The organism is Mycobacterium sp. E2989, assembly GCF_001667595.1.
Lineage (GTDB): Bacteria > Actinomycetota > Actinomycetes > Mycobacteriales > Mycobacteriaceae > Mycobacterium.
The window spans coordinates 1-24657 of sequence record NZ_LZJX01000109.1; the positions used below are offsets into that span (position 1 = coordinate 1).

Below are 24657 nucleotides of genomic sequence, written 5' to 3' on the forward strand. Positions count from 1 at the left end.
GGGACAGGTTGGTGAAGCCGCCCACCGCGAATTTCGTGCCGTCCACCCGGCCCAGCGCCAGCGCGTGGCTGGACACCTCCATGACGACGGTGTCCACCCCGCGCTGGGCCATCGCCGCGAACATCGCCTGCAGCGCGGGCGCCTCCGGCGTGGTCAGCGCGCTCGGGACGTCGGCCCCGTCGATGCGGATGCCGACGGTGCCGATCAGTCCTGCCGTCCGACCGGCCGCGCGCAGCCCGGACTCGACCAGATACGTCGTGGTCGTCTTGCCCGAGGTTCCGGTGATGCCGACGACGGTCGTGCGCTCCGAGGGGTTGCCGTAGACCGTGGCGGCCAGGGCGCCGAGCACGCCGCGCGGCGCCGGGTGCACCAGCGTCGGCACCGCCGCCGCCGACGCGCCCATCTCCGCGACCCCGGCGGCATCGGTCAGGACGGCGACGGCGCCGCGTTCGATCGCCTCGTCCGCGTACCGGGCTCCGTGCGTCGACGCCCCGGTCAGCGCGGCGAACAGGTCGCCGGGATGCACGTCCTGGGCCCGTAGCGTCACCCCGGTGATGGCCACGTCCGGCACCGCCGCGCCGCGGTCGGCGAGCACCGCGCCGACCTGGGCCGCCAGCGCGGGCAGGCGCGTTCCCGCGCCTGCGCTGGGACGCAAACCAGTGGGCACCGACAAACCTCCCGTCCACACACGTGGTCCTCATGATCGGCCATGACACCCTACCGAGAGGCGCCTGCCACGCAGGTGGGCTCGTCGATTGAATGTGCGTTGTGGGCCTTGCGCGTGCGCCGAGGGCGTGATTCGGGCCCGAATTCCGCCCTCAGCGCACGCTCGGCGCCGTCACGGCACTCGCGACGGGCCGGGTGCTAGGTGGCCTGGCGGCGACCCGCGGCGCCCGGCTGCGCCGCGCTTGCGATCGCCGCTAGGTGGCCTGGCGGCGACCCGCGGCGCCCGGCTGCGCCGCGCTTGCGATCGCCGCTAGGTGGCCTGCAACGTCAGGGGCGGGCCCGGGTCGGGCGAGAGCGGCACGTTTTCGCGCTGCATCAGCCAGCCGGCGATGTTGTGGAACAGCGGGGCCGCCGAGTGGCCCGGCGTACCGTCCGCGTTGCGATCCGGGTTGTTCATCATGATGCCGATGACGTAGCGCGGATTGTCGACCGTGGCCATTCCGGCGAAGGTGATCCAGTAGACGTTGTCGAAGTAGCAACCGCAGGCCGGGTTGATCTGCTGGGCGGTGCCCGTCTTGCCCGCCATCTGGTAACCCGTCACCGCGGCGGCGGGCCCGGTGCCCTGCTGATAACCCATCGGGTCGCGTTGCACGACGGCGCGCAGCATGTTGCGCACGGTCTGCGCGGTCTGCGGCGACACCACCCGCACGCCTTCGGGCCGCGGTTCTTCGGTCCGGGTGCCGTCGGGCGCGATGGTGGCCTTGACGATCCGCGGCGGAACGCGAACCCCGTCGTTGGCGATCGTCTGGTACATGCCGGCCATCTGCAGCAGAGTCATCGAAAGGCCCTGCCCGATGGGCAGGTTCGAGAACGTGCTGCCCGACCATTGGTCGATGGGTGGCACCAGGCCGGCGCTCTCGCCCGGCAGGCCCACGTTGGTGCGTTGCCCGAGGCCGAATTTGCGGACCATGTCGTAGAAGCGTTCCGGGCCGACGCGCTGGGCGAGCATCAAAGTGCCGACGTTGGAGGACTTCCCGAACACGCCGGTCGTGGTGTAGGGCATCACGCCGTGTTCCCACGCGTCGTGGATGGACACCCCGCCCATCTGGATCGACCCGGGCACCTGCAACACCTCGTCGGGGTTGGACAAGCCGTACTCGATCACCGAAGACGCGGTGATGACCTTGTTGACCGAGCCGGGCTCGAACGGCGAGGACACCGCCAGGTTGCCCAGCTGTCTGTCGCCCTGACGTCCGATGTCCTGCGACGGGTCAAAGGTGTTGTCGTTGGCCATGGCCAGCACCTCGCCGGTCTTCGAGTCCAGCACGACGGCCGAAACATCGTGCGCGCCCGAGAGATTCTTGGCCTGCTGCACCTGCTGCTGCACATAGAACTGGATGTCGTCGTCGAGCGTCAGCTGGACCGTCGAACCGTTGACCGCCCGATGCCGGTTGCGGTAACTGCCGGGGATGACGACGCCGTCGGAGCCGCGGTCATAGGTGACCGAGCCGTCGGTGCCGGACAACACGGAGTCGAGCGACTCCTCCAGCCCCAGCAGCCCGTGACCGTCCCAGTCGATGCCGCCGACGATGTTGGCCGCCAACGACCCGCCCGGATACTGCCGCAGATCCTGGCGCTCCGAACCGACCTCGGGGTACTTGTCGGAGATCGCGCTGGCCACCGCGGGGTCGACGGCGCGGGCCAGATACACGAACGTCTCGTCGCTCTGCAACTTCTTCAGCACCGTCGCGGAGTCCGGCTTGTTGCCCAGCCGGGTGGAGACCTCCTTGGCGATGTCGCGCAGCCGCTGCGCGGGATCGGGTGCCACCGAGTTCTTGGCCTTGGCCTCTTCCAGCTGCTTACGAATCCGCTTGGGCTGGAACGTCAACGCGCGCGACTCCGTGGTGAACGCCAGCTGATCCTTATTGCGGTCGACGATGCTGCCGCGCACCGCCTTCTCCACGTCGGTGACCTTGAGCTGACCCGCGGCCTGGGCGCGCAGCGTCGGCGCGTTGGTCACCTGCAGGACGAACAGCTGGACCGCCGCCACCACGACCAGGATCCCGATGGCCGCGTTGCCGGCCCGGTGCCGAAAGACGAACGACGCGCCGCGGGTGCCCGCCTGCACGAGCTGCCGGGTGCGCCGCTCCCGCGCCGAATGCCCGGTCGCCACCGCGTCCGAGGCCTTCTTGGCGTCCTTGGCCTTGCCCTTGCGGAATCGCTTCGGTTCCCGCGGATCCTGCGCCTGTTGCTTCGCGCGCCGCTTGGGTTGCCGAATCCCCTTGGCTTCCTGCGCCTTCCGGGGTCCGCGGGTGGCCTGCGACCGGCGGGCCCGCGCGGAGTCGCCGCGGCTCATCGGGGCGCACCCGGCGCCGCGACGGGGCCCGGCGCCACGGGCTGCGGCGCGAGCACCGGCGCCGCGGGGACGACGGGCGCGGTGGGGATCGCCCCCCGCTGCACCGGGACCGGCACCTCCGCGGGCAGCGGTGCGGGCACCTGGCCGGGCGGCGGAACGGGCATGCCGCCCAACGGGATCGGCACCTCAGCGGGCAAGGGGGCGAGCGCCGGCCCGGCCGGCGCGGGCAAGCCCGGCACCGGCGCACCCGGCGTGGGCATCGCGGCGGGGGCCTGCCCGGTGACGGGCGCCCCCGGCACGGCCGGCGCGCCCGGCAGCTGCGGCGCAGTCTGGCCCAGGTGCTGGCCGCCGAGCGTCGCTGACCCGTCCGGTGCGCGCAGCAGCGCCTCGGGTCCGGGCCGGGCGGGGACGGGCGCCGCCGGGTCGGGTTGCAACCGGATCGGCACCTCCGCCGGCGGCGCCGGCGGAGGTGCCGGGGGCGCGGGCGGACCCTGTTCGGGCAGTTTGCTGTTCAACGGAGGGGGCGGCACGCCGTCGGCGGGCTTCGGTGTGCCGACGACCACCCAGTTCCCGGACGGGTCCTGGACCAAGTGCGCGGTGTCCCGCGTCGGGATCATGCCCTGTTTGCGGGCCGCTTCGGCGAGCGCCGGCGCCGATTCCGCCTCGCGCACATCGCGTTCCAGCGCCTCTTTCTGCTGTTGCAGCAGCCGGGTTTTCTCGCGGGCGTGGCTCAATTTGTAGGAGCGCTCGGCGGAGTCCGTGGACAACCACAGCGTGAGACCCAGCCCGACGCCGAGCGCACCGATGACCAACACGACAAACGGAACCTTGCTCGCCAGGGTGCGGGGCCGCAGGTCGATCGAGGCCAGCCTGGCCGCCAACCGTTCGCTCAGGCGGGGACGAACCACCTTGGGCGCCTTGGCCTTCCGAGCCTTGGCCCGAGCCTTCGCCTGACTCGTGCTCTTGGGCCGTGCCGGCCGCTCGACCGGCCGGGCGATGGGGCTGGTGTGCGGGCCGGACTTGGGCGCACGGCTCTCACGCGTGGGCGCCGACGCCCGCCCCGGCCGGGACCAGCGCGCCGGGCCGGGATCGGCCGACGAGCGTCCGCCCCGCCTGGCGGAGCCGTCGCGCCCGCCGCGGCGATTCGGCGTCTCCCGCTTTGCTTTCATGCGTCGCCCTTTCCGGTTGCCTGCTGGACCCGTTGGACAGCTCGTAGTCGCACCGCGGCGCTGCGCGGATTGCGCTCCACCTCTGCGGCGTCCGCACGTTCGGCGCCGTGCGTCAGCGACCGGAATCGCGGCTCGTGGCCGGGAAGTTCGACCGGCAGATCCACCGGCGTGCGGGACGCGACCGCCTCCGCGAACAGCCGCTTGACGATCCGGTCTTCCAGCGATTGGTAGGCCAGCACCACCATGCGTCCGCCCACGGCGAGCGCGTCCAGCCCGGCCGGGATCGCGCTGCGTAACGAGTTCAGTTCGTCGTTGACCGCGATCCGCAGGGCCTGGAAGGTCCGCTTGGCCGGGTGTCCCCCGGTGCGCCGCGCGGGGGCCGGGATCGCTTGGTAGAGCAACTCGACCAACTCCGCCGTCGAGGTGAAGGGTGCGCGGGCACGCCGGCGCACGATCTGCGCGGCGATGCGGCGCGCGAACCGCTCCTCGCCGTAGCGGTGCAGGATGTCGGCCAGCGCCGCCTCGTCGTAGGTGTTGAGGATGTCCGCCGCGGTCAACGACGACTCGGGGTCCATCCGCATGTCCAACGGCGCGTCCTGCGCGTACGCGAAGCCCCGCTCGGCGCGGTCGAGCTGCATGGACGACACCCCTAGGTCGAACAGCATCCCGTCGACCGATGCCGCTGTGGCGTAACCGTTTTCGGCCAGCGCGGCGGCCAGGCCGTCATAGCGGGTGTGCACCAGCGTGATCCGGTCGGCGAATCGGTCGAGCCGCGCCCGGGTGATTGCCAGCGCATTGGGGTCGCGGTCGAGTCCGATCAGTCGCAGCCCGGGCAGGTCGCTCAGGAAGCGTTCGGCATGCCCACCCGCCCCCAGGGTGGCGTCGAGCAGCACCGCGCCCGAACCGTCGGCGTGGTGACGGGTCAGCGCGGGGGTGAGCAGTTCGACGCAACGGTCCAGCAGGACGGGTACGTGCCCGAAGTCTCCCGAATCGTCAGCCACCGCAACACCTCCCCGGATCGGGCGAGACGCCCCTGCATCGAGGTCCCTGTCCGAAGGCACGAACCTGGCGTTGGGGAAGTACGCCAGGGTCGGTTCGGGCAGAGGCCACGTTGCACGGGCATGCGCCTCAGATGATGTCGCCGAGTGCTTCATCGCTGGCCGCGGAGAAGTTCTCTTCGTGGGTCTGCTGGTAGTCCTGCCAGGCTTGCGCGTCCCAGATTTCGAGGTAATCGACCGCTCCGATCACCACGCAATCCTTGGACAGGTTGGCGTAGCGGCGGTGGTCGGCCGACAGCGTGATGCGCCCCTGCGCGTCGGGATGCTGCTCGTCGGTTCCCGCGGCGAGATTGCGCAGGAACGCGCGGGCGTCGGGGTTGCTCCGCGAGGCCTTGCTCGCCCGGCGCGCGAGCTGCTCGAATTCCCCGCGCGGGTAGACGGCGAGGCTGTGGTCTTGGCTCTTGGTGACCATCAACCCCCCTGCCAGCGCGTCGCGGAACTTGGCGGGCAGCGTGAGCCGCCCCTTGTCGTCGAGTTTGGGCGTGTAGGTGCCGAGAAACACCTGCTCACCTCCCCTGTGGGGTCACCCAAACACTGCAGCCACCATACCCCACAATCCCCCACTTCGCCCCATTCCTAGGGTGTCGCGGCGGAGTTTTTCGGGTTATCCGCCACCCACGACCGCTTTCATCGGGGCGCGGTGGCTCCCAGGGCCACGTCGCGCACCCCGGCGGGCGGAAGAAAACCCCACTTCAGGGCCCCGACACGGGGCCAGTGGGGCATAGTGGGGCCGTTCGGTGGGGCCGGGTGGGGCGTGAGGCCTGCGCCAAAAGTCGGTTCGGGCTCGATCCGGCGTCAAAACGGCATCGACCGCCCGACGGTCGCCGGCCGGCCGGGTCGCGTCGGCGATGATGGCGCCGCCGGCCCGCTGCGGGCGTGAAAAAGGGGTAGCCGCGGGGCTACCCCGATGGGTTGACGGTTGCCGCTAGTCGTCGAAGCGGCGGCGGAACCGGTCTTCCATCCGGCTGGTGAACGAACCCCCGCCGCCCTTGTTGCGGCGCTGGCGCGACGAGCCGGACGCCGGTCCGGGGAGGTCGGGCCGGCCGGACAGCCGTGGGCCGGTGATGGCGAACACGACGCCGCCGAACATCACGATGAATCCGAAGACGCTGAGGATCGGGAAGTTTCCGATCATGGTGGCCTTGAACGCCACTCCTGAGACCAGCATCGCCAGGCCGATGACGAACAGCGCCGCGCCCTGCAGGCGGCGGCGCGCGGTGGGCGCGCGGAACCCCCCGCCGCGGACGCTCGACGCGAATTTGGGGTCTTCGGCATAGAGAGCGCTCTCGATCTGATCGAGCATCCGCTGCTCATGATCGGAGAGTGGCATTCGTCCCTCCTTGCCGACAGTTTGACGCGTAACTATCGATAGCACGCGGATGCCCGTTGCGGGGGCAACTATTCGAAATGATACGAGGTCAATCTGTGCCTTACCACTGGTTCGGTGCCGATTCTATCCCCGCCGCGGCCGGGCATCAGCCGCAGCCGCAACGGCGGTGCGCTACAACCGCCTTGCCGAACCGGCATGGTTCCCCGGTTCATTGCCGTGACCGCTCGGCGGGGAACCCGCCGCGGGTCCGATAATGACGGTGGCAGCGCGCCGTTGGACCACGGGATGAGGAGGGCACCGCGAGTTGGCGATATTCCTCATCGATCTGCCGCCCACCGATATGGAGCGCCGTCTCGGTGACGCCCTGAAGGTGTATGTGGACGCGATGCGGTACCCGCGGGGCACCGAGAACCAGCGCGCGGCGATGTGGCTCGAGCACATCCGCCGCCACGGGTGGCAAGGGGTGGGCGTCGTCGATGTCGAACTGGCCGAGGGCGCACCGATCCCGCCGGCGGCGGAGCTGAGCAAGGCGCCGCTGCTCGGCGTGGCCTACGGTTACCCCGGGGCGCCCGGGCAGTGGTGGCAGCAACAGGTCGTCCTCGGCATGCAACGCGGCGGGCTGTCGGCCCAGGAGATCGCCGGCCTGATGAGCAGCTATTTCGAGTTGACCGAACTGCACATCCACCCCCGCGCGCAGGGGCGCGGCCTCGGGGAGGCGCTGGCCCGGCGGCTGCTGGCCGGCCGGGCCGAAAAGAATGTCCTGCTGTCCACCCCGGAGACCAACGGCGAGCCGAACCGGGCCTGGCGGTTGTACCGGCGGCTGGGTTTCACCGACGTCATCCGCCGCTACCACTTCGCGGGTGACCCACGGGCGTTCGCGATCCTGGGCCGCAAGCTGCCCCTGTGACCGCCGGCTCGGGGGCGCGCCCGGACGGACGTGCCGAAGCGGCGCGCCGCATCTGGCACGATGACCTGGTGCGCGCCAGCCTCGCCCCGTGCCGAACCGCCGGATTCACCGCGCGGCGGCGCCGCTTGGTGGCCATCGCGATGCTGCTCATGCTGGTGCCGCTGGCCACCGGGTGCCTGCGGGTGCGGGCGTCGCTCACCATCTCGCCCGACGACCTGGTGTCCGGTGAGATCGTCGCCGCCGCTAAACCCAAGACGCCCAAGGACACCGGCCCGCAGCTCGACAGCAACAACCTGCCGTTCAGCCAGAAGGTGGCGGTGTCCAACTACGACAGCGACGGCTACGTCGGGTCGCAGGCGGTGTTCTCCGATCTGACCTTCGCGGAGTTGCCGCAGCTGGCCAACATGAACTCCGACGCGCAGGGCGTGAACCTGTCGCTGCGCCGCAACGGCAACCTGGTGATCCTGGAGGGCCGGGCGGACCTGACGTCGCTGACCGATTCCGAGGCCGAGGTCGAGCTGACCGTCGCCTTCCCGGGCGTGGTGACTTCCACCAACGGCGATCGGGTCGAGTCCACCGTGGTGTCCTGGAAACTCAAGCCGGGCGTGGTGACCACGATGACCGCCCAGGCCCGCTACACCGACCCGAACACCCGGTCGTTCACCGGGGCCGGCGTCTGGCTGGGCATCGCGTCCTTCGCGGCGGCCGGCGTGGTGGCGCTGCTGGCGTGGATGAACCGCGACCGCTCCCCGCGGCTCACCGCACCGCGCGACCAGTCGCCGAGCTAGCCCTGCGGGGCGGGTGACCAGTACGCCAGCATCTCGGCGAACGTCTGGAAGGCGGGCGCCGAGACGCCGTAGGTCGCCTCCAGGTGGATGCTCAGCGGGAAGCCCAGCTCCGCGACCCCGTCGATCACGCGCTTGTACAGGTCGACCATCAGCTGGCGCTTCTCGGGCGGTTCGCTGGCGGCCAGCCGCCTGACGAATTCCTGCTCGGCGGCCACCGCCGCGTTACCCGGGTCCTGGATCAGCCAGTTGATCAGGCCGACCCGGCTCTCCATCTTCGGGACGAACCCGAACGACAGCAGGATCTCCGGCCGGTGGTCGGTGCTGGCGGCGAATTCGCGCAGGAATCCCACGATCGCGTCCGAATACAGCAGCTGGGTCATGCCGTAGGTCGCGCCCTGGTCGCACTTGAAGTTGAACCGGCCCTGTTCGCCGTCCCGGGTGGGGATCAGGATCACCCCGCGGTTGGGCACCAGGTCGCGGTAGATGGACAGGGCGTCGGTCGGGGCGACGCCGGAGCCTTCACCGTCGTTCATGGTGCGCGGAACGCCGACGAAGACCACGCCCTCCATTCCGGCCGCGCGCAACTCGGTCAGCCGCCGGCGCAGCGACGGCTCGTCGGAGAAGGCGGTCACCTGGGTGCACAGGCCGTGCAGCCCGGCCAGCTCGGGCTTGACGATCGACCAGAAGTCCAGCACGTCCAGTTTGGTCTTCATCGTGATCGGACGGTCGTCGTCCTCGGCGATGATGCCCGGGATCATCACGTGCCGCAGCCGGCCGTCCAGACCGGTTTCCGCCGAGAACTGCACCACTTTTCGCGCGTCTTCGAGCGCCCGCTCCCGGCCTTCGTCGGCGTTGGGCGGCACTAGCTCGAGCGCAATGGTGTTGAGTGTCACGCGGCTTCTCTCCATCCGACGACTAGCGGCTTGAGCTTCCCCGGCCGCACGGCAGTGGGCGGTCCCGGCACCCCGACAGCATAGGCGGGGGGCTACTTGCCAAGATCCCCGGTGCGGCGCCGAATACACTGGTCGGGCCCGCGACAAACCGTGCCGCGTCGAGCAGAAAGTCGAGCAGAAAGGGGTGCCGCGCTGAGCCCCAACGCCCCAGCGGCAGCGGCAACCGTCGAGTTGACCGGCGCGATCACCGATCGGCTTCGGCAACACCTGCGCGACCGGCGCGCCGACACCGCCTACATCGGCAGCGACTACGAACTCATGGTCGGGGCGCTCGAGGATTTCGTGCTCAACGGGGGCAAGCGGCTGCGGCCGGCCTTCGCCTACTGGGGCTGGCGGGCCGTCGCGGCCGGGGAACCCGATTCCGAAGTGCTGCTGCTGTTTTCCGCGCTGGAGCTGCTGCACGCCTGCGCCTTGGTGCACGACGACGTGATCGACGACTCCTCGACCCGCCGCGGCCGGCCCACCGCGCATGTCCGGTTCGCGGCCCTGCATCGCGACCGGCAGTGGCGCGGCTCCCCGGAGCGGTTCGGGATGTCGGCCGCCATCCTGCTCGGCGACCTCGCGTTGTCGTGGGCCGACGACATCGTGCTTCGCACGGGCCTGGCGCCGGACGCCGCGCGGCGCGTCCAGCGGGTATGGGCCGAAATCCGCACCGAGGTGCTGGGCGGCCAATTCCTGGACATCGTCGCCGAGGCCAGCGCCGCCGAGTCGATCGCGTCGGCGATGAACGTCGATACCTACAAGACCGCCTGTTACACGGTGTCGCGGCCGCTGCAGTTGGGGGCGGCCGCCGCCGCCGACCGGCCCGACGTGCAGGAGGTCTTCGGCCGGTTCGGGACCGACCTCGGGGTGGCGTTTCAGCTCCGCGACGACGTGCTGGGCGTGTTCGGGGATCCGGCGGTGACCGGCAAGCCGTCGGGTGACGACCTGCGGTCGGGCAAGCGCACCGTGCTACTGGCCGAGGCGGTGGAGTTGGCCGAGCGGTCAGATCCGTTGGCCGCCAAGCTGTTACGCGATTCGATCGGCGCGCAGCTGACCGACGAGCAGGTGGACCGGCTGCGCGAGGTGATCGAGTCGGTGGGCGCCCTGGCCGCGGCGGAGCAACGCATCGACGAGCTGACCCGACGCGCGCTGGCCGCGCTGGCGGCCGCACCCATCGACGCGGCGGCCAAAGCCGGACTCACCGACCTGGCCAGGCTGGCCACCGACCGGTCCGCCTGAACCGATGACCACTCCCACGCACACCCCGCCCTCCGGCTCGCCGGCAGCGAAACCGGCTGGCGGCGGCGGCTTTTCGCGGTTGCGCGCGTTCGCCGTTTCCGAGGACGCCCGGCCGGCGAAGCTGGGCATGCTCGGCGCGGCGCTGATCACCGTGGGCGGCCTTGGCGCGGGCAGCACCCGCCAACACGACCCGCTGCTGGAATCAATGCACATGTCCTGGCTGCGTTTCGGCCACGGCCTGGTGTTGTCGTCCGTGGTGTTGTGGACCGGCGTGGGCCTGATGCTGATCGCGTGGCTGGGTTTGGGCCGGCGCGTGCTGGCCGGCGAAGTGACCGAGTTCATGATGAAGGCCACCACCGGCTTCTGGCTGGTGCCATTGCTGGTGTCGGTGCCCGTCTTCAGCCGGGACACCTACTCGTACCTGGCCCAGGGCGCGCTGCTGCGCGACGGCCTGGATCCGTACGCCGTCGGACCGGTCGCCAACCCGAACAGCTTGCTGGACAACGTAAGTCCCATCTGGACGATCACCACCGCCCCCTACGGCCCCGCGTTCATTCTGGTGGCGAAGCTGGTCACCATGGCCGTCGGCAACAACGTGGTGGCCGGAACGGCGCTGCTGCGCCTGTGCATGCTGCCGGGGCTGGCCCTGCTGATCTGGGCCGCCCCCCGCCTGGCCAGCCACCTGGGCAACGACGGCTCGACGGCCCTGTGGATCTGCGTGCTCAACCCGCTGGTGCTCATCCACCTGATGGGCGGGGTGCACAACGAGATGCTCATGGTGGGACTGATGGCCGCCGGCATCGCGCTGAGCTTCGCCGGGCGCCACGTCCTGGGCACGACACTGATCACCGTGGCGATCGCGGTCAAGGCCACGGCCGGGATCGCCCTGCCGTTCATGGTGTGGGTGTGGATGCGGCACCTGCGCGACGGTCGCGGCTACCGGCCGGCCACGGCATTCGTGGCCGCCGCGGCCATGTCGCTGCTGATCTTCGTCGTCGTGTTCGGCATCCTGTCGGCCGTGGCCGGCGTCGGGCTGGGCTGGCTGACGGCGCTGGCCGGGTCGGTGAAGATCATCAACTGGCTGACGGTGCCGACCGCGGCCGCCAACATCATCCACGCCGTGTTCAGCGGGTTCTTCCCGGTGCACTTCTACCCGATGCTGCGGATCGCCCGCCTCGTCGGGATCGCCGTCATCGCCATGGCGCTGCCGCTGTTGTGGTGGCGGTTCCGGCGCGACGATCGGGAGGCACTGACCGGCATCGCGATCTCGATGCTCGTCGTGGTGCTGTTCGTCCCCGCTGCCTTGCCGTGGTACTACTCCTGGCCTCTGGCGGTGGTCGCCCCGCTGGCGCAGTCCCGACGGGCGATCGCGATCATCGCCGGCCTGTCCACGTGGGTGATGGTGATCTTCAAACCCGATGGCTCACACGGGATGTACTCGTGGCTGCACTTCTTGCTGGCCACCGCCTGCGCGCTGATCGCGTGGTACAGCCTGCACCGCGCCCCCGACCGGCGGGCCGGCCAAGCCGAGGAAGCCGCGCTCGCCGCTCAGTAAGCCATGGCCTGCGCCCGGCGCACGACCTCCCGCGCCTGATGCGCGTGCAGGGCGTCGACGGGGCGGGCGTTGCTGATGGAATCCCGGCTGCCGTCGTGGGTGATCGTCAGCGACGGGTCGGGGGTGAACAGCCACCGCACGATCTCCGTGTCGTGGTAGCCGCCGTCGTGCAGGATGGTCAGCAGCCCGGGCAGGCTCTTGACCACCTCACCGGACTTGGTGAAGAACACCTGCGGCACCACCACGCCGCCGTCGCGTTTCACCGCGACCAGGTGGCCTTCCCGGAGTTGCTGCTGCACCTTGCTGACCGAAATCCGGAGCAATTCGGCGACCCGCGGCAGGTCGTAGGTCGGCTCGTCGGGATCCAATACATCGTCGCCGGCAGGAACACTGCTCACGGCGCAAGTGTAGGCCTTGCCACGGCCTTGTGAAGGCATGTTTTTCCGCCCGATTGCACCGTCACCCCTACGATGGCCCCGTGGCCGGACCCCCGACGGGAGACCCCTTGGACAGCGCATTGCTGGACGGCCGCTACCTGGTGCAGTCGAAGATCGCCAGCGGCGGCACGTCGACCGTGTACCGCGGCCTCGACACCCGGCTCGACCGCCCCGTCGCGGTGAAGGTGATGGATTCCCGCTACGCCGGCGACGAGCAGTTCCTGACGCGCTTCCAGCGCGAGGCCCGCACGGTCGCGCGGCTCAAGGACCCCGGCCTGGTCGCCGTCTACGACCAGGGCCTGGACTCCCGGCACCCCTTCTTGGTGATGGAGCTCGTCGAGGGCGGGACGCTGCGCGAGCTGCTGGCCGAGCGCGGGCCGATGCCGCCCTATGCCGTGGCCGCGGTGCTGCGTCCCGTGCTGGGCGGGCTCGCGGCCGCGCACCGGTCCGGCCTGGTCCATCGCGACGTCAAGCCCGAGAACGTGCTGATCTCCGACGACGGCGACGTCAAGATCGCCGATTTCGGCCTGGTCCGTGCCGTGGCCGCCGCCGGAATCACTTCCACCAGCGTCATTTTGGGCACCGTCGCCTACCTGTCGCCCGAACAGGTGCGCGACGGTGACGCCAGCCCGCGCAGCGACGTGTACTCCGCCGGAATCCTCGCCTACGAGCTGCTGACCGGGCGCACCCCGTTCACGGGCGACTCGCCGCTGGCCATCGCGTACCAACGGCTGGACACCGAGGTGCCGCCGCCCAGCGCGGCGATCGACGGTGTGCCCCCGCAGTTCGACGAGTTCGTGCGGCGCGCGACCGCGCGCGACCCGGCCAACCGGTACGCCGACGCGATCGAGATGGGCACCGAGCTGGACGCGATCGCCGAAGAGCTTGCGCTGCCGGACTTCTCCGTCCCCGCGCCGCGCAATTCCGCGCAACACCGGTCGGCGGCGCTGCACCACAGCCGCATGAGCCAGCGTCCGGCCGGCGCGCAACAGCCCGCACCGGTCCGCCACCCCACCCGCCAGCTGACCCGCGGCCCCGAGGGCCTCTCGGAGCCGCCGCGCGCGCCGGTGTCCGACGACGAGCCCGACGAGGACTACGAATACGCCCCTGTCACAGGCGAATTCGCGGGCATTCCGATCGCCGAGTTCGCATACGCCCGCCAGCGCGGCCGGCGCCTGGTGCTGATCTGGTTCGCGCTGGTGCTGGCGCTCACCGGGATGGTCGCCACCGCTGCGTGGACGATCGGCAGCAACCTGAACGGACTGTTCTAGTCGCGCAGCATCTCGGCGACCAGGAAGGCCAACTCCAGCGATTGCTGGGTGTTCAGCCGCGGGTCGCAGGCGGTCTCGTAGCGCCCGGCCAGGTCGAGGTCCGAAATGTCTTGCGCCCCACCGAGGCATTCGGTGACGTCCTCGCCGGTGATCTCGACGTGGATGCCGCCCGGGTGGGTGCCCAGCGCGCGGTGCACCTCGAAGAAGCCCTGCACCTCGTCGACGACGCGGTCGAAGTGCCGGGTCTTGTACCCGTTGGACGACTCGTGGGTGTTGCCGTGCATGGGGTCGCACTGCCAGATCACCTGGTGACCGGTGGCCTGGACCTTCTCCACGATGGGGGGCAGCAGGTCGCGCACCTTGTTGTTGCCCATCCGGCTCACCAAGGTCAACCGGCCGGGCTTGTTGTTCGGGTCGAGCCGTTCCACGTATTCGACGGCCAGTTCCGGGGTCATCGTCGGGCCGATCTTCACGCCGATCGGGTTGGCGATCACCTCCGCGAACGCGATGTGCGCGCCGTCGAGCTGGCGGGTGCGCTCGCCGATCCAGACGGTGTGCGCCGACAGGTCGAACAGCTGCGGCTCGCCGTCGTCGCTTTCCGACAGCCGCAGCATGGCCCGCTCGTAGTCGAGCACCAAAGCCTCATGGCTGGCGTAGATTTCGGCGGTCTGCAGGTTGCGGTCGGCCACGCCGCATGCGCTCATGAACCGCAGGCCCCGGTCGATTTCGGTGGCCAGCGCCTCGTAGCGCGCGCCGGCCGGCGACGTCCGCACGAATTCCCGGTTCCAGTCGTGGACCAGATGCAGCGACGCCAGCCCCGACGACGTCAGCGCCCGCACCAGGTTCATCGCCGCACTGGCGTTGGCGTAGGCGCGCACCAGCCGCGACGGGTCGTGCTCGCGGGCGGCCGCATCCGGCGCGAAGCCGTTGATCATGTCCCCGCGGTAGGACCGCAACCCCAGGGCGTCGATGTCGGCCGACCGCGGCTTGGCGTACTGGCCGGCGATGCGGGCCACCTTGACCACCGGCATGCTGGCGCCGTAGGTGAGCACCACGGCCATCTGCAGCAGGGCGCGGATGTTGCCCCGGATGTGGGGTTCGGTGTTGTCGGTGAAGGTCTCGGCACAGTCGCCGCCCTGCAGCAGGAACGCCTCGCCCTTGGCCACCTGGGCCAGCTGCTCCTGCAGCCGCAGGATCTCCGACGGCACCGTGACCGGCGGCACGCTCTCCAGGACGGTGCGCATCGCCGTCGCCTGGTCGGCAGGCCAGCTGGGCTGCTGGGCCGCCGGCTTGGCCAGCGCGGCGTCCAGCCGCGCCCGCAGGTCGCTCGGCAACGGGGGCAGCGACGGCAGCTGGTCGATCGGGATGTCGACTGTCCAGTTCATCGGTCCATGGTAACCGGGCCGCGAGGGTGACTGATCAGCGCGAACGCCGTTCGGGCGGCGCTCCCCCGTCCGGATCGCCCCCGTGGCCGCCGGAGTCCGCAGCGGTGATCAGACGGAATCGGCGCAGCTGGTCGCGGGCGTCGACCAGCGCGTCGTGGGCGTCGCGGGACCGCGGCGGCATCGGCGGGCACCCCCGGTCCTCCCAAAGTTGCCGCAGGTCCCGGGTAAAGCGGGGCAGCGCCCGCGGCAACTCGGGCATCGTGCCCCACAGCTGGCACAGGGCCACGTGGTCGTAGGCGCCGATCCAGGCCCACAACTCGATCGGCTCGGTGCCGGCGACGCCGAAGAACTCCTCCAGGTCCAGGCGAATCTGCCTGCGGGAGCGCCACAGCTGCGACGCCGGCGACGGCAGCTTGGGCAGCACGTTGGCGCGCACCCAGGCGCCGGCGCGCTCGGGGTCGAATTCCGTGGACACGGCGTAATACTCGCGGCCGTCCTCGGCGACCACCCCGATCGAGATCAACTCGATGGTGCGGCCGTCCTCGATGAATTCGGTGTCGTAGAAGTACCGCACCGGAGCAAGCCTACGGCCGGCGACGGCGAGCGCGGGAACCGCGCGAGTAAGGAGGCGGCCCGTCGATACGGCCGGCGACGGCGAGCGCGGGAACCGCGCGAGTAAGGAGTGGCCCGTCGATACGGCGGGCGAGCCGGCTATCTGCCGATCAGGATCGGCTCGGTGGGCGGGGGTGCCGCGTGGACGTCGTGGTCGAGCTGGGCGTCGACCGCGCGTTCGTCGGGCAGGCTCGGCGTGCCCGCGATCGCACACTGGACCCACAACTTGGCCCGCACGACCGGGCGGCGCAGCCGGCGTTCCCGCTGCAGCGCGCGCCGCATCTTGTCGGGCTGGACGGTATAGCGCCAGCGGGCCCAGGGTGCGTGCGGGCGCGACAACCGGATGGCGCCGATGACCAGCAGGACGACGATGAACATGCCGAGCAAACCGGTCCACACCTTGCCCTTGAGCACCACCACCACGGCCATCGGCAGCGTCAACACCAAGGCGCCGGCCACCGCGGCCCGCAGCGGCCACGATTCGGCGCCCTCCCAGATCGGCAGGAAGAACATCAGCGGGTGCAGGCCCATGATCAGCAGACCGGCCACGCCCACCGCCGCGAACACCGCGTCCACCGAGGTCCGCCCATCCTCGGACCAGTAGACGTCCGACAGGTGCAGGATCAGCGCGTACTCGTCGAGCACCAGGGCGGCCCCGATCCCGAAAAAGATTGCGGCCAAGGTGAAGTCGGGCTCTTGCCCGTCGATGGACAGCGTGACCAGCGTCAGGCCGGACAGCAACACCAACACCACCCCGAACGTCACGTGGTGGATGTGGATCCCACCGACGTGCACGTTGCGCGGGTGCCACCATCGGGCGGGGCGGCCGGTGTCGGCGCGGTGGCGGATGAAGCGCACGAACGATCGGGTGACGAAGAACGTGAGGATGAACGCCACCAGGCAACACAGCAGGGGCAACCGGCCGGCCTCGATGATGTCGTGCGCGAACCAGTGGGTCACCCGCAGCACGAACCAGTGGAGCACTCTTGAAACCTACGCCTGTGAGCGTCGACGCCGCGGGAGCCGCGCTGTGCCACGTGCCACGCCCACCCACCGATTACGCTGTTGTGCGACATGAGTAAATGGCGGGCGCCCGACCAGGGCTTACCAAGCAAACGTGGCCCCGGTCAGGTGCTGTTGTGGTGCGGACTTTGGGTGCTGGCGGCGGCGGGGCTGGGCTACGCGGGTTGGCAACTGTTCGGGCACATCCCCTACCGCATCGACATCGACGTGTACCAGATGGGCGCGCAAGCCTGGATGCACGGGCATTCGCTGTACCACGGCGAGGTGCTGTTCCACACGCCGATCGGCCTTGACCTGCCGTTCACCTACCCCCCGCTGGCGGCGATCGTGTTCTGCCCATTCGCCTGGCTGCACATGCCGGCCGCCAGCGTCGCGATCACCGCGCTGACCTTGGTGCTGCTAGTGGTGTCGACCGTGATCGTGCTGACCCGCCTGGACGTCTGGGCCGCCTCGTCGGCGTTGCCCGGCCCGGCCTGGCTGCGCCGCTGGTGGCTGGCCATCGTCATCACCGTCGGGGCGACGCTGTGGCTGGAACCCATCACCTCCAACTTCGCCTTCGGCCAGATCAACGTCGTGCTGATGACCCTGGTGATCGCGGACTGCATGCCCCGTCGCACGCCGTGGCCGCGCGGCCTGCTGCTGGGGCTGGGCATCGCGCTCAAACTGACGCCGGCGGTCTTCCTGCTCTACTTCCTGCTGCGCCGCGACAACCGTGCGGCGCTGACGGCGGTGCTGTCCTTCGTGGCGGCGACGACGGTCGGTTTCGTTCTGGCGTGGAGCGATTCGTGGGAGTACTGGACGCACACCCTGCAACACACGGACCGGATCGGCGAGGCGGCGTTGAACACCGATCAGAACATCGCCGGGGCGCTGGCCCGGATCGGCCTGGGTGAGCAGCCGCGCTTCCTGCTGTGGGTGGCGGCCTGCCTGCTCGTGCTGGCGCTGACCGTATGGGCGATGCGCAGGGTGCTGCGGGCCGACGAGCCCGCGCTTGCGGTGGTGTGCGTTGCGCTCTTTGGCCTGGTGGTCTCGCCGGTCTCGTGGTCGCACCACTGGGTGTGGGGGTTGCCGACGGTCGTGGTGCTCGCCGTGCTGGCCTGGCGGCGCCGCAACGTGGCGCTGGCCGTGGTCGGCCTCGCCGGTGTCGCGCTGATGCGGTGGTCGCCGATCGACCTGCTGCCCAAGCACCACGAGGCGACCGCGGCCTGGTGGCGCCAGCTGGCGGGGATGTCCTACGTGTGGTGGGCGCTGGCGGTCCTGGTCGTTGCCGGGCTGACGGTCACCGCCCGCACGCCGTCACGGGATACGGCACCGCAGCATTTGACGCCGGTGACAGCCGCCGGATAACCGGGTACACCTAGCCGGCGGCGGTTTCCGGGATCCGCTCGGCCTGGCTGGACGATCCGTCACCATTGCGGCTTTCCTTGAGGCTGGCGGCGTAGATGTCCACGTACTCCTGGCCGGACAGCCCCATCAGCTCGTAGATCACCTCGTCGATGACGGCCCGCTCGATGAAACGGTTGCCGGCCAGCCCCTCGAAACGGGAGAAGTCCATCGGCTTGCCGAAGCGCACGGTCACCCGCCCGAAGCGCAGCATGTTCGTGCCGGGCGGGTTGACGACGTTGGTGCCGATCATCGCGACCGGGATCACGGGCACCCCGGTGTGCAGGGCCAGCCGCGCGAGGCCGGTCTTGCCCTTGTACAGCCGGCCGTCGGGCGAGCGGGTGCCCTCGGGGTACATCCCCAGCAGCTTGCCCTGGGACAGCAGCCGCTCGGCGGTGGTCAGCGCGGCCTGCGCGCTGTCGGCGTCGGTCCGGTCGATCGGCACCTGGCCGACGGCGGTGAAAAACCAGCGCTGAAACCAACCCTTCAGGCCGGTTCCGGTGAAGTATTCGGCCTTCGCCAGGAAGGTGATCCGCCGACGCACCACCAACGGCAGATAGAAGCTGTCCATCACCGCCAGGTGATTGCTGGCCAGGATCGCCGGACCGGAACTCGGAATGTGTTCCAGCCCTTCAACTTTTGGGCGGCCGAGCAAGGCCAGCAACGGGCCGAGGAGCACGTACTTGAATAGCCAGTACCACATGGCCCTCCCTCTCGCCCGCCGTTCTGCGCCAACTGTACCCATCGCTTGCGCACGGGACCACCTTCGGCGCAGCCGGTTACTCCTCGACGGTGACCGGGATCGGCTGATAGCGGGTCCGGGTGGCGGCGTCCGGGGTCTCCGCCTCGGTGACGCCGTCGCCGGGCGGCCCGTCCGGTGGCGGAGGCGCCGCGCCGTTGACGTCGTCGAGCATGGCGCGTACCACCTCGAGCAGGGCGATGCTGTGGTCCGCGATCACGGTGATCAAGGGGTGCTGGTCGCCGGTCGCCAGCGCGGCCAGCGCGCACACCGGGCACCACACCTGCTGACACTTCCCCGTCCCGACGCCCCGGCCCGCCGTCAGCGCGGCCGCCGTCCGCATCGCCGGGTCGATCCCGTCCAGGATCGCCTGGGCGAGCCTGCGCAGCTCCGGACCGATCTCGGAATGACCCTCACTCACTTAGGCCACACCTCCGGGTCTGGTCGAAATCGGACTGTCAGCTCGCCGCCCCGCAGGTGTGCGTCCAGCACCGTGCACCGCCGGAGCACAGACGCCAGCCGAACCCTGCGCCGCAATCCGCCCGCGCTGATGATGAGGTCGTCATCGACGCGACCCAGCGTCAGCCCAGACGGATCGAGTTGCGGCAACGCTAGCCGCATTCGGTAGACGGAACCAAGTCCCGTTCCGGATTCCAGGTCCACCGTCGGCCGCAGCGGTCCCGGCGGCGCGGCCCCGCCGCGCCGGCGCGCGCTGTCGAGCAACGCGCCCAGCGCCTTGGCGCCGATCGGCTCGCCGGACAGGTGCGGAGTCATCACCAGGGCCACCTCACCAATGGTGGCGTCGAGCTCGTCGAGAACACCACGTTGTTCGGAAATGCGTTCGGCGTACCAGTAAAACGCGGGGTGATCGGGCAGGTTGCGGTATTCGTAAGAATCGTCTTCGGTCAGAACCTGATTGACGATCAGCTCCTCGACGCGCACGCCCATCAACGCCAGCGAACCCAGCGTCCGGGCCGCCTCGGCCGCCACCACTCGCTCCGGGGTCAACACCAAATGCGCGCTGACCAATTCGCCGTCGGTCAGCAGGGCGCCCAGCCCCTCGACGCTGGAGCTGATGCGTTCGAGCAGTTCCACCACCGCCGCCGACCGGGCGTCGTCGGCGCCGATGGACAGCCGCCGATGCCGCGGCCACGCCCGCTCGACGTAGAGCCCGAAGGTGGCGGGCAGGGTCAACATGCGCAACGCGTCGGCGGTCGAGGCACAGTCCACGACGACGCGATCCCAGCCCCCGGAGACGGCCAGCTCACCGACGGCGTGCAGGCCGAGCACTTCCTGAACGCCCGGTAGTGCCGAAAGTTCTTCCGGCGCAATGGTACTCAGTTCGGATTCGGGGAACCGCCGATCCAGGGTGTCGACCACGTCGCGCCAGCGCGACTCGAGCAGGGCCAGAGTGTCCAGGGCCAGCGCGTCGAGAAAGCCCCCGCCGGCCTGCTCGTCATCGGCAAGCACCCGAACCGGTTCGCCCTGGCTCGGCGGGACGGGGACGCCGAACACGTCGCCGAGTGAGTGCGCCTGGTCGGTGGACACCACCAGCACCCGCTGGCCGGCGCTCGCGGCACTGACCGCGGTGGCGCACGCCAGCGTGGATTTTCCTACCCCGCCCTTGCCAACGAATAGACTGATCCGGGCCGGGGTGGACGCCCGCGATTCGTTGGACTCACTCAGCCCTCGACTCGTTTCTTTAGATCCTTCAACGCGGTGTCGGTCAGCCGGCGCTCGGCCTTGCGTTTGAGCAATCCGATCATGGGGACGGCGAGGTCGACCGAGAGCTCGTAGGTGACCTCGGTGCCAGATCCCTTGGGCGCCAACCGATATGTGCCCTCCAGGGAACGCAGCAAGGAGCTGGAGACCAGCGTCCAACTGACCGACTGCCGGTCCTTGGGCCACTGGTAGGACATGACCAACGTGTCCTTGAGCACCGCGGCGTCCAGCACCACCCGCGCGACCTTGGGGTAGCCGTCGGCGTCCGTCTCCTGGACCTCGGCCTCCCGGTATTCGGAGATCCACTGCGGGTAGGAATCGATATCCGCGATCACGTCCATCACCGTGCCCGGGTCGGCCTCGATGTAGATGGTCTGCGACGTCTTCTCCGCCACCTGGTGTTGCCCTCTCTCCTGCAAGCGGTCGACGCCGCCGGCGGGGAAACTACCGTGCGGGTCTACCCCCCGGGCCTCCGGTCCGAAACGGTACTCTCCCCTGCAAACCTGACCCGGCTAAACTACCGGAGAAACTCCGACCGGGCGGAGGCGTTCCAGCGTCGTTTTGACCTCGAAGGCCATTTTCTTTCCCGCCACCCGACGGCGGTGTGTCATTTTCGCCAGATTGAGCTTCGCCAGCTGCCAGGCCGCCACCCCGGTGGGTTCGGCGTGCAGGAAATAGTGCAGCACCACCCCATCGAGCGACGGTTCCAGCCAGATCTCCATGGTGCCGGTCAACGCGCCGGTGACCGCCCAACGGATGCCCTTGTCGGCGCGGTCCTCGACGACCTGCAGGCGCAGGTCCGGCCACCAGCGACGCCAGCACGACTGATCGGAGACGGCGGCGCCGACCCGCGCGCCGTCGGCGGCGATGAACGTCTCGTCGGCGATCTGGATGCTGTTCACCACCTCAGCTTCACACACCTCGCCCGAGGCCCGGCAGACTGCCACCGTTCCTGCGTGAATGCGCGGATTAGGCTGGACGACATCAAGCCGTCCCCCCGGATACGTCACTAGCCAAACGAGGTCAGTAAGAGTGCGTGAGTACAGTGTCCCCGCCCGCTTCTCCGTCGGCGAGCACGACAACATCGCGGCCATGGTCTTCGAGCACGAGCAGCAAGATCCCGGCTTCGTCATCTTCCGGCGTCAGGTCGACGGCGTCTGGACCGACGTCACCTGCGCCGAGGTGGCCAAACAGGTTCGCTCGGCGGCGCTGGGCCTGATCGGGCTCGGGGTGCAGGCCGGTGACCGGGTGTCCATCTTCTCGGCCACCCGCTACGAGTGGGCGATCATCGACCTCGCGATCCTGTCCGTGGGCGCGGTCACCGTGCCGATCTACGAGACGTCGTCGGCCGAGCAGGTGCGCTGGGTGCTGCAGGACTCCGAGGCGGTGCTGGCGTTCGCCGAAACCGACGCGCACGCCGCGATGGTCACCGAGCTCACCGCCGAGCTGCCGGCGCTGCGCCGCGTGCTGCACATCGACGGCTCGGGCCCGAAGGCGCTGGATCAGCTCGCCGAGGCCGGCGAGTCGGTCGAGCCCGCGGAGCTGACCGCCCGCCAGGAGGCGCTGCGCGCCGACGACCCGGCCACGCTCATCTACACCTCGGGGACCACCGGGCGGCCCAAGGGCTGCCAGCTGACCCACTCCAACCTGCTGTACGAGACCCGGGGCGCCAAGGAATGCCTGCCCACCCTGCTGGACGAGGGGCAGCGGCTGCTGATCTTCCTGCCGCTGGCCCACGTGCTGGCGCGCTCGCTGACGCTCTCGGCGTTCGCCAACAAGGTGACGGTCGGGTTCACCAGCGACATCAAGAACCTGCTGCCGATGTTCGCGGTGTTCAAGCCGACGGTGGTGGTGTCGGTGCCGCGGGTGTTCGAGAAGGTCTACAACACCGCCGAGCAGAACGCCGTCAACGACGGCAAGGGGCGGATCTTCGCGGCCGCCGTGCAGACCGCCGTCGACTGGAGCCAGGCCCAGGACCGCGGCCGGCCGGGGCTGGTGCTGCGCGCCAAGCACGCGGTGTTCGACCGGCTGGTCTACCACAAGTTGCGCGCCGCCCTGGGCGGTGAATGCCACGCGTCGGTTTCGGGCGGGGCCCCGCTGGGGGCGCGGCTGGGCCACTTCTACCGCGGCGTGGGTTTGACGATCCACGAGGGCTACGGCCTGACCGAAACCAGCTCGGCCATCACGGTCAACCAGGTCGGCAACGTCAGGATCGGGACGGTCGGAACGCTGTTGCCGGGCAACAGCATGCGCATCGCCGAGGACGGCGAGCTGCTGGTGCGCGGCGGCGTGGTGTTCAGCGGCTACTGGCGCAACGAGCAGGCCACCAACGACGCGTTCACCGACGGCTGGTTCAAGACCGGCGACCTCGGCGCGCTGGACGAGGACGGCTTCCTGAAGATCACCGGCCGCAAGAAGGAGATCATCGTCACCGCGGGCGGCAAGAACGTCGCGCCGGCGGTGCTCGAGGACCAGCTGCGGGCGCACGCCCTGATCAGCCAGGCCATGGTGGTGGGCGACGCCAAGCCGTTCATCGGCGCCCTGATCACGATCGACCCCGAGGCGTTCGGCGCCTGGAAGGAACGCAACCACAAGGCCGCCGACGCGTCGGTGGGCGACCTGGCCACCGACCCCGACCTCATCGCCGAGGTGGATGCGGCCGTCAAGCACGCCAACCTGGCGGTGTCGCACGCGGAGTCCATCCGCAAGTTCCGCATCCTGCCGGTCGACTTCACCGAGGACACCGGCGAGCTGACGCCGACGATGAAGGTCAAGCGCAACGTGGTCGCCGAGAAGTTCGCCGCCGACATCGAGTCGATCTACGAGAAGGAATAGCGCGCCCGCCTCGCCCGCGAGCGTCACGCTGGCGTGGCGCGGCACGCCGGGCGCCACGCTGGCGTGACGCTCGAGCCGCCCTCTAGGCCCGCAGAAGCCCGGCCAGCCGCGCCGCGAGCACGTCCCACCGCCAGTGGCCCAGCGCCCACTCGCGTCCGGCCGCGCCCATCGCGGCCGCCCGATCCCGATCGCCGAGCACCGCGCTGACCGCGTCGGCGACGGCGTCCCGCGAGCGCCCATCGACCACCAGCCCAGTCTTGTTGTGCTGCACGGCTTCTGGAGCGCCGCCGGAGTCGCCGGCGATCACCGGCTTGCCCGTCGCCGACGCCTCGAGGAACACGATGCCCAGCCCCTCGACGTCCATGCCGGCACCGCGGGTGCGGCATGGCATGGCGAAGACGTCGGCCAGCGCGTGATGGGCCGGGAGCTCGGCGGCCGGCACGCCGCCGGTGAACGTCACCTGGTCGGCCACCCCGCAATCGCGCGCCAGCTTGCGCAGCGAGTCCAGATAGGGGCCGCCGCCGACGATCACCAGGGCCGCCCCGTCGACCCGTTGCCGGATCAACGGCAGCGCCTTGATCAGCATGTCCTGGCCCTTGCGCGGGACCAGGCGGGACACGCACACGACGGTGGGCCGCTCACCGAGCCCATACCGGTCGCGCAGCGCGGCGCCCGCGGCGGGGTCGGGCCGGAACCGGTCGGTGTTCACCCCCGGCGGCAGGTATTCCAACGAGGCGTGCGGCCCGAACGCCGGCGCGAACCGGTCGCGGGTGTAGCGGCTGACGAAGGTGACGACGTCGGTGGTGTCGCCGATGCGGCGCAGCACCGACCGCGCGACCGGCAGCATCGACCAGCCCACCTCGTGCCCGTGCGTGCTGGCCACCACCCGGGTCGCCCCGGCCTGGCGGGCGCGCTGGGCGAGCAGCGCCAGCGGCGCCGCCGCGCCGAACCAGACGGTGTCGATGCCGTTGTCGGCGATCAGCCGGCGCATCCGGGAATCGACCGCCGGACCCGGCAGCATCAGCGTGCCCGGATGGCGGACCACCCGATAGCCGGCCGCTTTGGCCGAGTCGTCGAAGGCGTCGGCGCCCTTCCATTGCGGCGCGTACACGGTCACCGAATGCGATCCGGCGGCGACCAGCGGACCGACGAAGTCGTTGAGGTAGGACTGGATGCCGCCCGGCCGGGGCGGAAAGTCGTTGGTTACCAGCAGGACCCGACTCACTGCGACAGGCTAGCCTGGCGGC

General features: G+C 70.2%; 24 protein-coding genes. 7 read left to right on the top strand and 17 right to left on the bottom strand.

From position 1 onward, the window contains the following. The 6 genes from A5680_RS19525 to A5680_RS19550 all read right to left on the bottom strand — a co-directional run. A partial coding sequence (locus A5680_RS19525) for a Mur ligase family protein (RefSeq protein ID WP_231977661.1) occupies positions 1–688 on the bottom strand: 688 nt, incomplete at its 3' end. Positions 689–976: 288 nt separating this feature from the next. Next, entirely contained in the window at positions 977–3022 is a 2046-nt protein-coding gene (locus A5680_RS19530) for a penicillin-binding protein 2 (RefSeq protein ID WP_055400969.1), read from the bottom strand. Further along, positions 3019–4191 (bottom strand): hypothetical protein, encoded by a 1173-nt coding sequence (locus A5680_RS19535; RefSeq protein ID WP_067822257.1) that lies wholly within the window; start codon positions 4189–4191, stop codon positions 3019–3021. The genes A5680_RS19530 and A5680_RS19535 overlap by 4 nt, the downstream gene beginning before the upstream one ends. Then, positions 4188–5345 (bottom strand): 16S rRNA (cytosine(1402)-N(4))-methyltransferase RsmH, encoded by a 1158-nt coding sequence (rsmH, locus tag A5680_RS19540; protein ID WP_156675179.1) that lies wholly within the window; start codon positions 5343–5345, stop codon positions 4188–4190. Before rsmH ends, A5680_RS19535 begins: the two co-directional genes overlap by 4 nt. After that, positions 5320–5751 (bottom strand): division/cell wall cluster transcriptional repressor MraZ, encoded by a 432-nt coding sequence (mraZ, locus tag A5680_RS19545; protein ID WP_007170790.1) that lies wholly within the window; start codon positions 5749–5751, stop codon positions 5320–5322. Before mraZ ends, rsmH begins: the two co-directional genes overlap by 26 nt. 423 nt (positions 5752–6174) lie before the next feature. Continuing rightward, positions 6175–6579: a DUF3040 domain-containing protein gene (locus A5680_RS19550; RefSeq protein WP_067822263.1), complete on the bottom strand. Its 405-nt coding sequence runs from the start codon at positions 6577–6579 to the stop codon at positions 6175–6177. Positions 6580–6883: 304 nt separating this feature from the next. On the opposite strand from A5680_RS19550, the gene A5680_RS19555 reads away from it, so the two are divergent. Together A5680_RS19555 and A5680_RS19560 are read left to right on the top strand one after the other, a co-directional pair. After that, on the top strand, positions 6884–7486 hold the full coding sequence (locus tag A5680_RS19555) for an N-acetyltransferase (RefSeq protein WP_055400977.1): 603 nt from the start codon (positions 6884–6886) through the stop codon (positions 7484–7486). Positions 7487–7626: 140 nt separating this feature from the next. Further along, positions 7627–8274: a DUF3153 domain-containing protein gene (locus A5680_RS19560; RefSeq protein ID WP_055401055.1), complete on the top strand. Its 648-nt coding sequence runs from the start codon at positions 7627–7629 to the stop codon at positions 8272–8274. On the opposite strand, the gene A5680_RS19565 is transcribed toward A5680_RS19560, so the two are convergent. Then, positions 8271–9167, bottom strand: a complete 897-nt coding sequence (locus A5680_RS19565; protein WP_067822266.1) for a mycobacterial-type methylenetetrahydrofolate reductase — start codon at positions 9165–9167, stop codon at positions 8271–8273. The genes A5680_RS19560 and A5680_RS19565 overlap by 4 nt on opposite strands. Before the next feature lie 231 nt (positions 9168–9398). Between A5680_RS19565 and idsA2 the strand changes: the two genes are divergently transcribed. Further along, on the top strand, positions 9399–10448 hold the full coding sequence (idsA2, locus tag A5680_RS19570) for a bifunctional (2E,6E)-farnesyl/geranyl diphosphate synthase (protein ID WP_067822269.1): 1050 nt from the start codon (positions 9399–9401) through the stop codon (positions 10446–10448). A 4-nt stretch (positions 10449–10452) separates the two neighbouring features. Then, the gene (locus A5680_RS19575; RefSeq protein WP_067822272.1) at positions 10453–12003 is read left to right on the top strand and encodes an alpha-(1->6)-mannopyranosyltransferase A; all 1551 of its coding nucleotides are present in this window, start codon (positions 10453–10455) and stop codon (positions 12001–12003) included. On the opposite strand, the gene A5680_RS19580 is transcribed toward A5680_RS19575, so the two are convergent. Next, complete coding sequence (locus A5680_RS19580; RefSeq protein ID WP_055400986.1) at positions 11997–12401, bottom strand: Rv2175c family DNA-binding protein; 405 nt, start codon at positions 12399–12401, stop codon at positions 11997–11999. The genes A5680_RS19575 and A5680_RS19580 overlap by 7 nt on opposite strands. Before the next feature lie 80 nt (positions 12402–12481). Here A5680_RS19580 and A5680_RS19585 point away from each other — a divergent pair, with 80 nt between their 5' ends. Beyond that, a complete protein-coding gene (locus A5680_RS19585) occupies positions 12482–13711 on the top strand; it encodes a protein kinase (protein WP_197499818.1) in 1230 nt (409 codons plus the stop codon). On the opposite strand, the gene A5680_RS19590 is transcribed toward A5680_RS19585, so the two are convergent. From A5680_RS19590 to A5680_RS19600, 3 genes are all read right to left on the bottom strand, one after another. Then, positions 13708–15096 carry a class II 3-deoxy-7-phosphoheptulonate synthase gene (locus A5680_RS19590; RefSeq protein WP_055400990.1) on the bottom strand — a complete coding sequence of 463 codons (1389 nt, stop codon included), beginning with the start codon at positions 15094–15096 and terminating at the stop codon, positions 13708–13710. The two genes, A5680_RS19585 and A5680_RS19590, sit on opposite strands and share 4 nt — an antisense overlap. A gap of 34 nt (positions 15097–15130) precedes the next feature. Then, positions 15131–15670: a polyadenylate-specific 3'-exoribonuclease AS gene (locus tag A5680_RS19595; RefSeq protein WP_067822278.1), complete on the bottom strand. Its 540-nt coding sequence runs from the start codon at positions 15668–15670 to the stop codon at positions 15131–15133. Positions 15671–15807: 137 nt separating this feature from the next. After that, a complete protein-coding gene (locus tag A5680_RS19600) occupies positions 15808–16674 on the bottom strand; it encodes a hypothetical protein (protein WP_156675180.1) in 867 nt (288 codons plus the stop codon). A 108-nt stretch (positions 16675–16782) separates the two neighbouring features. Here A5680_RS19600 and A5680_RS19605 point away from each other — a divergent pair, with 108 nt between their 5' ends. Further along, positions 16783–18078, top strand: coding sequence for a glycosyltransferase 87 family protein (locus A5680_RS19605; RefSeq protein WP_067822283.1), 1296 nt, complete (start codon positions 16783–16785; stop codon positions 18076–18078). A gap of 10 nt (positions 18079–18088) precedes the next feature. Here the strand turns inward: A5680_RS19605 and A5680_RS19610 are convergent, their stop codons facing one another. From A5680_RS19610 to A5680_RS19630, 5 genes are all read right to left on the bottom strand, one after another. Beyond that, positions 18089–18817, bottom strand: coding sequence for a 1-acyl-sn-glycerol-3-phosphate acyltransferase (locus tag A5680_RS19610; protein ID WP_067822285.1), 729 nt, complete (start codon positions 18815–18817; stop codon positions 18089–18091). 76 nt (positions 18818–18893) lie between these two features. Next, positions 18894–19274 carry a hypothetical protein gene (locus A5680_RS19615; RefSeq protein WP_055401000.1) on the bottom strand — a complete coding sequence of 127 codons (381 nt, stop codon included), beginning with the start codon at positions 19272–19274 and terminating at the stop codon, positions 18894–18896. After that, on the bottom strand, positions 19271–20539 hold the full coding sequence (locus tag A5680_RS19620) for an ArsA family ATPase (protein ID WP_197499819.1): 1269 nt from the start codon (positions 20537–20539) through the stop codon (positions 19271–19273). The genes A5680_RS19615 and A5680_RS19620 overlap by 4 nt, the downstream gene beginning before the upstream one ends. Then, positions 20536–20970 (bottom strand): SRPBCC family protein, encoded by a 435-nt coding sequence (locus A5680_RS19625; RefSeq protein WP_055401004.1) that lies wholly within the window; start codon positions 20968–20970, stop codon positions 20536–20538. The genes A5680_RS19620 and A5680_RS19625 overlap by 4 nt, the downstream gene beginning before the upstream one ends. A 117-nt stretch (positions 20971–21087) precedes the next feature. Then, positions 21088–21477, bottom strand: a complete 390-nt coding sequence (locus tag A5680_RS19630; RefSeq protein WP_067822306.1) for a polyketide cyclase / dehydrase and lipid transport — start codon at positions 21475–21477, stop codon at positions 21088–21090. A 130-nt stretch (positions 21478–21607) separates the two neighbouring features. Here A5680_RS19630 and A5680_RS19635 point away from each other — a divergent pair, with 130 nt between their 5' ends. After that, the gene (locus tag A5680_RS19635) at positions 21608–23410 is read left to right on the top strand and encodes a long-chain fatty acid--CoA ligase (RefSeq protein WP_067822290.1); all 1803 of its coding nucleotides are present in this window, start codon (positions 21608–21610) and stop codon (positions 23408–23410) included. Positions 23411–23492: 82 nt separating this feature from the next. Here the strand turns inward: A5680_RS19635 and pimB are convergent, their stop codons facing one another. Next, positions 23493–24635: a GDP-mannose-dependent alpha-(1-6)-phosphatidylinositol monomannoside mannosyltransferase gene (gene pimB / locus A5680_RS19640; protein ID WP_067822293.1), complete on the bottom strand. Its 1143-nt coding sequence runs from the start codon at positions 24633–24635 to the stop codon at positions 23493–23495. Between the last annotated feature and the right edge of the window lie 22 nt (positions 24636–24657).

Bases quoted from the DNA above. Each gene is read 5' to 3' on its own strand.
- A5680_RS19530 (WP_055400969.1), bottom strand. From the start codon at position 3,022: ATGAGCCGCGGCGACTCCGCGCGGGCCCGCCGGTCGCAGGCCACCCGC.
- A5680_RS19535 (WP_067822257.1), bottom strand. From the start codon at position 4,191: ATGAAAGCAAAGCGGGAGACGCCGAATCGCCGCGGCGGGCGCGACGGC.
- rsmH (WP_156675179.1), bottom strand. From the start codon at position 5,345: ATGAAGCACTCGGCGACATCATCTGAGGCGCATGCCCGTGCAACGTGG.
- A5680_RS19550 (WP_067822263.1), bottom strand. From the start codon at position 6,579: ATGCCACTCTCCGATCATGAGCAGCGGATGCTCGATCAGATCGAGAGC.
- A5680_RS19560 (WP_055401055.1), top strand. From the start codon at position 7,627: ATGCTGCTCATGCTGGTGCCGCTGGCCACCGGGTGCCTGCGGGTGCGG.
- A5680_RS19575 (WP_067822272.1), top strand. From the start codon at position 10,453: ATGACCACTCCCACGCACACCCCGCCCTCCGGCTCGCCGGCAGCGAAA.
- A5680_RS19590 (WP_055400990.1), bottom strand. From the start codon at position 15,096: ATGAACTGGACAGTCGACATCCCGATCGACCAGCTGCCGTCGCTGCCC.
- A5680_RS19605 (WP_067822283.1), top strand. From the start codon at position 16,783: ATGAGTAAATGGCGGGCGCCCGACCAGGGCTTACCAAGCAAACGTGGC.
- A5680_RS19610 (WP_067822285.1), bottom strand. From the start codon at position 18,817: ATGTGGTACTGGCTATTCAAGTACGTGCTCCTCGGCCCGTTGCTGGCC.